This window comes from Proteiniphilum saccharofermentans (assembly GCF_900095135.1).
Taxonomy (GTDB): domain Bacteria; phylum Bacteroidota; class Bacteroidia; order Bacteroidales; family Dysgonomonadaceae; genus Proteiniphilum; species Proteiniphilum saccharofermentans.
Genome location: NZ_LT605205.1, coordinates 2,353,904 through 2,365,550, shown reverse-complemented (window position 1 = coordinate 2,365,550; position 11,647 = coordinate 2,353,904). Strand labels below are relative to the sequence as shown.

At 45.4% G+C, this 11,647-nt stretch carries 9 protein-coding genes; 8 read left to right on the top strand and 1 reads right to left on the bottom strand.

Annotation, left to right across the window (positions count from 1 at the left end; all coding sequences use genetic code 11):
• Window positions 1-94 precede the first annotated feature (94 nt).
• The gene (locus PSM36_RS09265) at window positions 95-1,087 is read right to left on the bottom strand and encodes a class II fructose-bisphosphate aldolase (RefSeq protein ID WP_076930673.1); all 993 of its coding nucleotides are present in this window, start codon (window positions 1,085-1,087) and stop codon (window positions 95-97) included.
• A 456-nt stretch (window positions 1,088-1,543) separates the two neighbouring features.
• Here PSM36_RS09265 and ald point away from each other — a divergent pair, with 456 nt between their 5' ends.
• The 8 genes from ald (at window position 1,544) to gcvP (ending at window position 11,569) form a co-directional block, all read left to right on the top strand.
• Window positions 1,544-2,653 (top strand): alanine dehydrogenase, encoded by a 1,110-nt coding sequence (gene ald / locus PSM36_RS09260; protein ID WP_076930672.1) that lies wholly within the window; start codon window positions 1,544-1,546, stop codon window positions 2,651-2,653.
• A 275-nt stretch (window positions 2,654-2,928) separates the two neighbouring features.
• The gene (locus PSM36_RS09255; protein ID WP_076930671.1) at window positions 2,929-3,237 is read left to right on the top strand and encodes a DUF3467 domain-containing protein; all 309 of its coding nucleotides are present in this window, start codon (window positions 2,929-2,931) and stop codon (window positions 3,235-3,237) included.
• Between the two features lie 160 nt (window positions 3,238-3,397).
• Window positions 3,398-4,960, top strand: coding sequence for a cytochrome ubiquinol oxidase subunit I (locus tag PSM36_RS09250; protein WP_076930670.1), 1,563 nt, complete (start codon window positions 3,398-3,400; stop codon window positions 4,958-4,960).
• 38 nt (window positions 4,961-4,998) lie between these two features.
• Complete coding sequence (gene cydB, locus PSM36_RS09245) at window positions 4,999-6,153, top strand: cytochrome d ubiquinol oxidase subunit II (protein ID WP_076930669.1); 1,155 nt, start codon at window positions 4,999-5,001, stop codon at window positions 6,151-6,153.
• A 148-nt stretch (window positions 6,154-6,301) separates the two neighbouring features.
• Window positions 6,302-7,210 (top strand): RsiV family protein, encoded by a 909-nt coding sequence (locus PSM36_RS09240; RefSeq protein WP_083710996.1) that lies wholly within the window; start codon window positions 6,302-6,304, stop codon window positions 7,208-7,210.
• Window positions 7,192-7,830: a 16S rRNA (guanine(527)-N(7))-methyltransferase RsmG gene (gene rsmG, locus PSM36_RS09235; protein ID WP_394333055.1), complete on the top strand. Its 639-nt coding sequence runs from the start codon at window positions 7,192-7,194 to the stop codon at window positions 7,828-7,830. Before PSM36_RS09240 ends, rsmG begins: the two co-directional genes overlap by 19 nt.
• Before the next feature lie 125 nt (window positions 7,831-7,955).
• Window positions 7,956-8,603: an MBL fold metallo-hydrolase gene (locus PSM36_RS09230; protein WP_076932157.1), complete on the top strand. Its 648-nt coding sequence runs from the start codon at window positions 7,956-7,958 to the stop codon at window positions 8,601-8,603.
• 116 nt (window positions 8,604-8,719) lie between these two features.
• Window positions 8,720-11,569 carry an aminomethyl-transferring glycine dehydrogenase gene (gcvP, locus tag PSM36_RS09225; RefSeq protein ID WP_161947592.1) on the top strand — a complete coding sequence of 950 codons (2,850 nt, stop codon included), beginning with the start codon at window positions 8,720-8,722 and terminating at the stop codon, window positions 11,567-11,569.
• Window positions 11,570-11,647: the final 78 nt, after the last annotated feature.

The window sequence follows — 11,647 nt, the reverse complement described above, 5'->3', positions numbered from 1 at the left end:
TAGATGCCCGGATGGTGTTAAGTGGTAAAGTGAAAGAGGGTAGAATCCACGGTGTGGATTTACCCTCTTTTCAAATTATGTTATCTCTGTATGGTCACGCTTTTCCGGCGCTTCCCAATACACTTTCAGTCTTGTGCATATAGAGTTTCTTCAACTCTTCACGTGCCGGGCCGAGGTATTTACGCGGGTCAAATTCAGCCGGTTTGGTAGCAAACACTTCACGTACGGCTGCAGTCATGGCCAGACGTCCGTCGGAGTCGATATTGATCTTGCAAACAGCCGATTTGGCAGCTTTGCGCAATTGTTCTTCCGGGATACCGATTGAATCGTCCAGTTTTCCTCCGTATTTGTTGATAGTTTCCACATATTGCTGGGGAACGGAAGAAGATCCGTGGAGAACGATGGGGAATCCGGGGATCCGTTTTTCAATTTCTTCGAGGATATCGAAACGCAATGGGGGCGGAACCAGTACACCATGTTCGTTGCGGGTGCATTGTTCAGGAGTGAACTTGAAAGCACCGTGTGAAGTACCTATGGAGATGGCCAAAGAGTCAACACCGGTACGTGTCACAAAATCCACTACTTCATCGGGTTCGGTATAAGTATGGTGTTCTGCCTGTACATCGTCTTCAATACCTGCCAATACGCCGAGTTCTCCTTCCACGGTTACATCGTGTTGGTGGGCATACTCAACCACTTTCTTTGTCAGGGCGATGTTTTCTTCATAAGGAAGATGTGATCCGTCGATCATCACAGAAGAGAAACCACTCTCTATACAATCCTTGCAAAGCTCAAAGCTGTCGCCATGGTCGAGATGGAGCACGATAGGAATTTCATATCCCAGTTCTTTTGCATATTGTACGGCCCCCTGAGCCATGTAACGCAATAATGTCTGATTGGCGTATTTACGTGCGCCGCTCGATACCTGCAGGATTACAGGAGACTTTGTTTCAACACAGGCCGAAATAATAGCCTGAAGTTGTTCCATGTTGTTGAAATTGAAAGCAGGAATAGCATAGCCGCCGTCTACTGCTTTCTTAAACAGCTCTCTTGAGTTTACAAGACCCAATTCTTTATAACTTACCATTGTTCTAATTATTTATTTTATTTATTATAGATTGAAAAATCTGAAATATTGTCACAAAAATACGATATAATCCGTAATGAAAGAAATTTTTATGCGAAAGAGTCATTAAAAATGATTATTCAACCGTGAAAAAAGACAAATCGATCCATTCATAAATCCGTTTGAATAGATTGTAGATTTATTTTTTCTTTTTATTTTTGCATATGAAACGAGCATGAAAATGATTTCACCAAAGATCATGATTAAAAGCGAGTTGCCTACAGTTAAGATTTTTAATGGAAGTCGGCGATTTCGCTTCGCTCAATTGTCATATGACACCATTGAAAATAAATAATTTTAGTCATATGAAACTATCATATTATAACAGATCACTCAGAATTAATACCGTTGCAATTATTTATCACCTGATTCTAATATTATTTTACAACAACTTATAATTTTTATAATTTTATTATTATGATCGTAGGAATACCCAAAGAAATTAAAGTCAAAGAAGGAAGAATAGCCATGACGCCTGATGGTGTTTTGGAACTTACCGGTCGAGGACACAAAGTTTACGTGCAGAAAGGCGCCGGCATCAAAAGTAACCTGTCGGATGAGAGCTATGTAAAAGCCGGAGCTGTCATCCTTGACCGTATTGAAGATGTGTATGGGATTGCGGATGTGATCGTGAAAGTGAAAGAACCGATAGAAAGCGAATATCATCTGATAAAAAGGGATCAGGTGGTATTTACCTATTTTCACTTTGCATCCGACAAAAAACTCACTGAAGCCATGATTTCGAGCGGAGCTGTCTGCATTGCCTATGAAACGGTAATGAATGACAAAGACGGGTCACTGCCGTTGCTTACACCCATGAGCGAGGTGGCCGGCCGTTTATCTGTCCAGGAGGGTGCCAAATATCTGGAAAAGCCGCAGGGTGGCAAGGGTATTTTGCTAGGGGGCGTACCTGGCGTGAAACCGGCCGAAGTAGTGATCATCGGTGGTGGAGTGGTCGGACATAATGCCGCCCTGATGGCTGCCGGATTGGGAGCAAATATAAAACTACTCGATATTAACCTGAACCGTCTTCGGTATTTGTCGGAAATCCTTCCTCCAAACGTAGATACCCTTTACTCCACAGAGATGTCGATTGCGGAGTCGATCAAAACCGCCGACTTGGTGATCGGTGCTACCTTATTGGTGGGTGCCAGGGCTCCGCACCTGGTAAAGCGGGAAATGCTCAAAGAAATGGAGCCAGGCACGGTAATGGTAGATGTTTCCGTAGATCAGGGCGGATGTTTCGAAACTACACATCCTACCACACATGCCGATCCAGTTTTTGATGTGGATGGCATCGTTCACTATTGTGTTGCCAATATGCCCGGAGCCGTTCCCATTACATCTACACGCGCACTTACCAATGCCACGCTGCCTTATGTGATAAAGCTTGTTGAGATGGGATGGGAAGGAGCTTGCAGGCAATATCAGGATTTACGCTACGGATTGAATATAATAAAAGGGGATGTGGTGTTTAAAAATGTGGCCGACTCGCTGGATTTGCCTTACACGCCATTGGAATTATAAGGAATACAGAATATCTTCTGTCCTGAAAATAGGAAATTATTCCGATAATTCCTCAATATGGTATTTAGCTAATCTGTAGTTGATGAATAGATCTACAAAAGGAAAGAATTTTCTCCTTTTCTTTTGTAGATTGGAGAAAATTAAGTTTCTTTGTTTAAACTATTTTAATAGTTCAAAGAAAAGCACTGTTTGTTTGATAATCAGGCATACACTGCATTTCTACGTATCCAAACGGTCATATTATGTGCCAGAGTTATTAAATTCACAGTCAAATAATGGAAAATTTCAATAAGAACAACGAAATACAGATTGAATTAAGTGATGAAATTGCACAGGGGATTTACTCCAATCTGGCAATTATATCGCATTCCTCGTCGGAATTTGTTGTTGATTTTGTCCGTATTGTCCCGGGTGTGCCTAAAGCGAAAGTCAAATCGAGAATCATACTCACGCCTGAACATGCGAAGAGGTTACTGATGGCATTGAAAGATAATATCGATAAATTTGAGCAGCAGAACGGGTCGATCAGGATTCAGGGCGATCCTGGTTTCTTGCCGCCCATAGGTGGGATAGGGCAGGCTTAGGTTCACATATTGCCTGGCGGTCTTGGTATATCCCACCGCATGAAAAAAGGAAATAGGGGAAATTTATTTAAAAATCACAAAAGGCGTTGTAAATAATGCGTGGTAAACGCTATGGAAAGACGCTGTCAATGGAATAATTAAGATTAAATATTCAAAATTTATGGATCTATTAAGTGTGTCTACAGTCAATTGGTCGAGAGCTCAATTCGCTCTTACTGCCGGCTATCACTGGATATTTGTCCCGCTCACTATTGGGTTGGCACTTATTATGGCCCTCATGGAAACCATGTATGTGAGGACGGGAGATGAAAAATGGAAACAAGTTACCAAGTTCTGGCAAAAAATCTTCGGTATCAACTTTGCGATTGGAGTGGCTACAGGTATTATCCTGGAGTTCCAGTTCGGTACCAACTGGTCGAATTACAGTTGGTTCGTGGGGGATATCTTTGGAGCTCCCCTTGCCATTGAAGGGATCGTTGCTTTCTTTATGGAAGCCACATTTATCTCTGTCATGTTCTTTGGATGGAACAGGGTAAGCAAGAAAATGCATCTTGCCTCCACTTGGTTAGTGTTTGCCGGGGCTACGTTGTCGGCATTCTGGATTCTGGTGGCCAATGCCTGGATGCAATATCCTGTCGGAATGGAGTTTAATCCCGAGACAGTACGGAATGAAATGGTTGATTTCTGGGCTGTAGTCCTTTCGCCGGTAGCATATAATAAATTCCTGCATGCCATCTTCTCCGGATGGGCAATCGGAGCCGGTTTTGTGGCAGGCGTCTCTGCGTGGTACCTGTTGAAAAAACGGCATATAGATTTTGCCCTGAAAAGTGCAAAGGTAGGAGGCATAGTAGGGGTGGTCGCTTTTGTGATGCTGGCAGTTACCGGTGACGGCTCCGCCTATGAAGTGTCACAGAAGCAGCCGATGAAGCTGGCCGCCATGGAGGGTCTTTATGAAGGGAAAGAGGGTGCCGGTTTGGTGGCAATAGGAATGTTGAATCCAGCCAAACAATCGTATGACGATGGAGTGGATTCTTATATTTTTAAGTTGGAGATACCTAAACTGTTATCGTTCCTTGGATACAGGAACCTGAACGCTTTCGTACCCGGGATCAAAGATATTGTAGATGGAGGCTATACCCTTCAGGACGGAACTACCGCCCTCTCTTTTGAAGAGAGAAAAGCCCGGGGAGAAAAAGCTATCCAGGCACTGGCCGATTATCAGACCGCCATAGCGGAAGGACGTGATGCCGATGCAGCCAATCATGAGATTATTCTCAGGGAGAATTATGCGCATTTCGGTTACGGTTACCTCGAAACAGGGAAAGATCTGGTACCCGATGTACCTCTTACATTCTATACTTTCCACTTGATGGTGGTCATAGGACTTTATTCTATCCTGTTCTTCGCGATCCTTCTCTATTTTATCTACAAGAAAGATTTGCGTGACACAAAATGGTTGCTATATGTGGCATTGTGGAGTATACCTCTGCCCTTTATCGCCGGCCAGGCAGGATGGATAGTGGCAGAAGTGGGCCGCCAGCCATGGACTATCCAGGATATTCTTCCGGTACAACTGGCTGCGTCCGCAGTATCCCCGGGCAATATTATTACTACCTTTATCATTTTTACGGTATTGTTTACGGGAATGTTAATCGCAGAAGCGGCTATTATGGTAAAACAGATCAAAAAAGGCCCGGATCCCCTTCCCGGGGAAGAGGCCTGATCCCGTTACATGGTTAAACAGACTAAAAGATAAAAACAATGATAACATACGACTTTCTACAAAAATACTGGTGGTTTGTAATGTCGCTTCTTGGCGGATTACTGGTGTTCCTGATGTTTGTGCAGGGAGGCCAGTCCATGTTGAACTCCCTTTCGAAGAAAGAGGATGAGAAGAAGCTTCTGATCAACGCACTCGGACGCAAATGGGAATATACCTTTACCACGCTGGTCACTTTCGGGGGTGCCTTTTTTGCATCGTTTCCACTCTTCTATTCGACCAGCTTCGGAGGTGCCTATTGGGCATGGATGATTCTACTTTTCTGCTTCGTATTGCAGGCTATATCCTATGAATACCAGTCCAAGCCGGGGAATATCTTTGGCCCGAAGACCTATCGCGCATTCCTGTTCCTGAATGGTGTGTTGGGCACATTTTTGTTAGGTGTGGTGGTCTCCTCTTTCTTCACCGGGTCAGAGTTTACCGTGGGTAAAGGCAATATTGCCGGGCTGGGTGCCTCAGGCTTTACCATCAGCCAGTGGCAGAACCCGCTTCACGGGCTTGAGCTGTTGGCAGATGTAAGAAATCTGAGTCTCGGGTTGGCGGTACTCTTCCTTGCCCGTACCATGGCAAGCCTCTTTTTTGTAAACCGGCTCGACCATGAAGTACTCGAAGCGAGATCGCGCAAATTTACTTTGTATAATGGGGTACCTTTTGTGGTTTTCTTCCTTGTCTTTTTGATCTGGACGCTGGTCGCTGAAGGTTATGCTGTCAATCCAGAAACAAAAGTGATATATATGGAGAAGATGAAATACCTTCATAATTTCATCGAGATGCCGATCGTATTGGTACTCTTTGTGCTGGGAGTATTGTCTGTCCTGTATGGTATTTTCAATACGGTTTTCAATAAAGGGTTTAAGAAAGGAGTCTGGTTCGCCGGTGCAGGTGCTATCGTGACTGTGACTATGCTTCTGCTGGTGGCCGGTTATAACAATACTGCCTATTATCCCTCATCGGTTGATCTGCAGAGTTCACTTACCCTGCAAAACTCTTCTTCGAGCTATTTTACGCTTTCGGCTATGGCGGTAGTTTCACTTCTCGTGCCGTTCGTGATTGCCTATATATTCTATGCCTGGAGGGCGTTGGAGAAAAAGAAACTGAGCCTGGATGACCTGGAATCCGACGGACATGCTTACTGATAGTGAAATTTTCGATAGATAATTTTCGTTGTATAGATGAGGGTACGGGATCGCACGTATCCTCATTTATTTTAAAAAGTGGGGATCTACGCGGAGGATTCCCGATAAAATATGTATTTTTGTACCGATAATTGTAAAGTCTTTCGTTATGGGGATACATCATAGAATGTCGGTTGTCTTGCTGTTCATGCTAACGCTGTCGTTTTTCATTTCCTGCAACCAGCAGAGTGGACGTAGTATGTTCAGGGCGGAGAATAACGTTGAGTTCGATACGGTCAGTCTGGTTGCCCGGCACCATCTCGACGGGGATACGGCAAATCCTTATTGTAATATAGAAGTGGATTTTATTTATCCTGTCAGCAGTGGTAAAATGAACCTGGATATGTTACAACAGTTCTTTATCAGGAATACTTTTGGTGCACCGTATGATACTTTGTCCCCTCCGGACGCTGTGCAGGCGTATATAAGAAATTATATAGAGAACTATACCGCCGATGCAGGGACATATCGGGAGAGCGCAGATGAAATCCGTGAACTGAACAGCCTTATCTCCGGCATCGATGTTTCCGACAGCGAACATTACACCGAAGATTTCTTCTATTCCTATTATGAGAGCATTTCTGATTCTATTGTCTACAATTATCATGAAGTTCTTTCATTTCAGGTGAAACAATCCAATAACAAGGGTGGGGCGGCTTCTTACGACTCCTACCGTAATTATGTTTTAAATCTGAATACAGGCAGGCAGGTTACCGAGAATGATATTTTCAACGCCGGCTATGATACGGCCCTTCAGCGGCTGATTATCACGTCTTTATTGGAACAGGCTAATGCCGGGAGCGTGGAGGAACTGGAGGATCTTGGTTTTTTCGGTGTAAGGGAGATTGTGCCTAACCAGAATTTCCTGCTGGACGACAAAGGAATCATTTATACATATAACAAGGGTGAATATTCGGCATATCAATTGGATGCTCCCCAGGTATTTATCCCGTATGAAATGATATTCCCCCTGTTGAGGGAAAACAGCGTTGCAGCTAAATTAGCCGATTTAAAGTGAAAAGTCTCGAAACCTATTTTCCGTCGCTTACTGAGAAGCAGAAACAGCAGTTTGAAGCACTGCCTGATCTTTATTCCGACTGGAATGCCAAAATCAATGTAATTTCCCGCAAGGATATCCATAATCTCTATCCGCATCACGTACTGCACTCGTTGGCTATTGCCCGGTATATCCGTTTTACCCCGGGATCTACCATTATGGATGTAGGCACGGGTGGAGGCTTTCCCGGTATTCCGTTGGCTATTTTCTTTCCCGAAGTGCAGTTTGTACTGCTTGACAGTATCGGAAAGAAAGTGAAGGTTGCGAAAGAGATATCCGAAACAATAGGATTGAAGAACGTAGAAACAGTGCATGCCCGGGTCGAAGAGGAAAAAAGGAAATACCATTTTATTGTGAGCAGGGCGGTAATGCCTCTGCCCGAACTGGTCAGGATTTCCCGTAAAAATATCTCACGGGAACAGATCAACGCTTTACCCAATGGAATTATTTGCCTGAAGGGGGGGGATCTTTCGGCTGAGTTGCATCCTTACCGGAAGGCCGCTGAGCTGGTATCTCTTTCAGATTACTTCTCCGAACCTTTTTTTCAGACAAAAAAGCTGGTCTATCTGCCGTTAAGTTAAGGGTAATTTCGGGCAACTTTATAGGTCTGTAATTTTCTGTTAATCCAAAAGAAAGCGTTATTTTTGTGCTAAATGAAATTATCACGGGAAGGGGCGCTGACTTTCCCAGCAAAGAACATATAAGCATGAATATAAAAACATTTGAATTTAATCCGTTGGGAGTGAATACTTATGTATTATCCGACGAGACCAGGGAGTGTGTGGTAATCGATCCGGCTCCTTTTTATTCTGAAGAAAAGGAACTCTTACTCAGTTACCTTAGAAGTAATAATCTTAAAGTGAGGCATATACTGAACACGCACCTGCATTTTGACCATATCTTTGGGGTTAATCTGCTCGCCTCTCAATTCGATGTTAGGGTGCAATGCCATCCCGACGATCTCTTCCTGTTGGAAGATATAGCCGGCCAAATGCAAGTTTTCGGGCTGCCCGGTAGCAATGCAGATTTTAAGCCGGAGATCGGTAATTATCTGAATGAAGGGGATATAGTTGCTTTCGGAAATCAATCGCTTAGGGTATTTCATACCCCGGGACATTCGCCCGGCAGTGTGGCATTCTATCATGAAACAGAGGGTTGTGTATTCGGTGGGGATTTGCTCTTTTATTCCGGTGTAGGGAGGACAGACCTACCGAGGGGAAGCTATGAGGATTTGGTAAACAGCATAGAAACCAAGATGTTTACTCTCCCCAACAATACAGTGGTTTATTCTGGACACGGCCCTGCCACTACCATTGGATTTGAGAAAAAGAATAATCCCTTCGTCGGGCAATAAATTATAGCCGGTTCGTACGATGGATTCCCGGTTGAGTTTGTATGTGGAGTTTTTCCACATCTCCCGAAGAGAAAAAAAGATTAATAATAAGTAATTTACCCATAGCGCGTGTTATGATAAAAATGGAACAATTTAAAAACCGACATATCGGTATTGCCGAGGCCGATAAACAGAAAATGCTCGAAGCAATCGATCTTTCTTCCATGGATGAGCTGATCGACCAGACAATTCCGTCAGATATCCGTTTGAAGGAGCCTCTTTCTTTGCCGAAAGCATTGTCGGAGCAGGAATATGCCGAAGAGATAGCCCATATTGCATCTCTGAATGATATCTATACTTCCTATATCGGAATGGGGTGGTATGATACCGTTACTCCCGCAGTGATCTACCGTAATGTCTTTGAAAATCCGGTATGGTACACTTCTTATACCCCTTATCAGGCTGAGATTTCACAGGGACGTCTGGAGGCATTGCTAAACTTCCAAACGGTGGTGAGCGAACTTACCGCACTGCCGCTGGCCAACAGTTCCCTGTTGGACGAGGCTACCGCCGCTGCTGAGGCGGCCACCATGATGTATGGTCTTCGTAGCCGTGAACAAGTGAAAAACGGAGTTGAAACGCTGTTTGTGGATGAGAATACCTTTCCCCAAACATTGGCAGTGCTTAAGACGAGAATGTATTATGCAGGAATAGAGGTTGTTGTCGGTGATTATAAAACTGTTACTTTCGATAAGCCATTCTTTGGAGCAATCATCCAATATCCCAATGGTAACGGGAATGTGGAGGATTATACCGACTTCACTGAAAGGGCGCATAAGGCTGAATGCAAAGTGGCTGTGGCTACCGATCTGATGGCATTGGCAATACTCACCCCTCCGGGTGAATGGGGGGCCGACATTGCTTTCGGAAGCAGCCAGCGTTTCGGTATCCCTATGTTTTACGGAGGACCGTCCGCCGCATTCTTCGCTACTCGTGATGAGTACAAACGCTCCATGCCGGGACGTATCATAGGCATTTCCAAAGATGCGTATGGCAGGGAAGCGCTTCGTATGGCACTGCAGACACGCGAGCAGCATATCAAGCGTGAAAAAGCCACCTCCAATATTTGTACGGCGCAGGCTTTGCTGGCTACCATGTCTTCATTCTATGCGGTCTATCATGGCCCGGAAGGACTCAGGAATATTGCCCGCCGTATACATTCCATCGCCACCCATGTGAGTGAGGAATTAAAGGGGATGGGGTATAAGCAATTAAACAACAGCTATTTCGATACGCTTAAGATCAGTTTGCCGGAAGGTATATCTATGCAGGATATCCGTGATAATACGGAGATGCGCCATATCAACCTGCGTTACTTCGAAAGCGGTGAAGTGGGAATCAGCATCGACGAGACCACTAATGTGTACCGGGTACATGAATTGTTGGCCGCATTCGCCATGACTGCAGGCAGTTCGAAAGAGTATTTGCTCGAAGAGTTGCCCGTAAAGAGCGGTTTGAAGGAATCTCAACTCAGGAAATCCGGTTTCCTTGCTCATCCCACTTTCAACAGCTATCATACTGAGACAGAGCTGATGCGTTATATCAAGCGGCTCGAACGGAAAGATATCTCACTGGCACATTCCATGATCTCGCTTGGCTCATGTACCATGAAACTGAATGCGGCTTCTGAATTGCTACCGTTGGGACTTGCGGGATTTCAGCGTATTCATCCGTTTGCACCCTTAGAACAGGTGTCAGGATATACGCAAATGATCACTGAACTGGAAGAGATGTTGGCGGAGATCACAGGATTTGCCGCAACCAGCCTCCAACCCAATTCGGGGGCAGCAGGTGAATACGCGGGGCTGATCACTATTGCCAGTTACCTTGAGAGTAACGGTGAAGGGCATCGCAAGGTGGTGCTTATCCCGGCATCGGCGCATGGAACCAATCCCGCCAGTGCAGTACAGGCCGGATTCAAGCCGGTAACGGTTGCCAGCGATGCCAACGGGAATGTCGATATGGGTGATCTGCGGGTCAAGGTAGAGCAGTACAGGGAGAACCTGGCAGCCTATATGATCACCTATCCGTCGACGCACGGCATCTTCGAGACAGAAATCAGGGAGATGTGCCGCCTGATACACGAAGCGGGCGGACAGGTCTATATGGACGGCGCCAATATGAATGCGCAGGTGGGGTTGACCAATCCCGGTACTATCGGCGCTGATGTATGCCATCTCAACCTGCACAAAACGTTCGCCATCCCTCATGGAGGAGGAGGTCCCGGCGTAGGGCCTATCTGCGTGGCCGAACATCTTGTACCTTTCCTGCCCGGACATCCGGTGACTATGTCGACCGACAAAAATACTGTTTCGGGAGCGGCTTACGGTAGTGCGGGTGTGACAGAAATCACCTATGCCTATATCCGTATGATGGGAGCTGAAGGACTGAAAGAAGCTACTGAAGCCGCTATCCTTAGCGCGAATTATGTGGCGGAGAAACTGAAGGACTCTTATGGTATTGTATATCGTGGTGCCAGAGGCAGAGTAGGACATGAACTTATCCTTGAGTGCCGTAGCCTGAAAGAGGTATCCGGCATTACCGAGACCGATATAGCCAAGCGTCTGATCGATTACGGTTATCATGCCCCTACGCTCTCTTTCCCCGTACATGGGACACTGATGATAGAACCGACTGAAAGTGAGAGCCTGGCCGAGTTGGACCGTTTCGTGTCTGTGATGAACCAGATCCACGAAGAGATCATAGAGGTGTCGCGTGGTGAGTATACAGCGGAAGACAATGTGTTGGTGAATGCACCACATCCGCAGTATGAGGTTACGGCGGACGACTGGGATCATGCATATCCGCGTAGTAAAGCAGCCTATCCGCTACCGTTCGTAGCCGAGAACAAGTTCTGGGTGAATGTTGCGCGTGTGGACAATGCCTATGGCGACAGGAACCTGGTCTCCTGCCTCTGTCAGCAATAATTTTTCACTCTTTGTAGGATATGATTATAAACCAAAGGGTATATGCCGGAGAGTTTCTTTCTGGATAACAATTTCGAT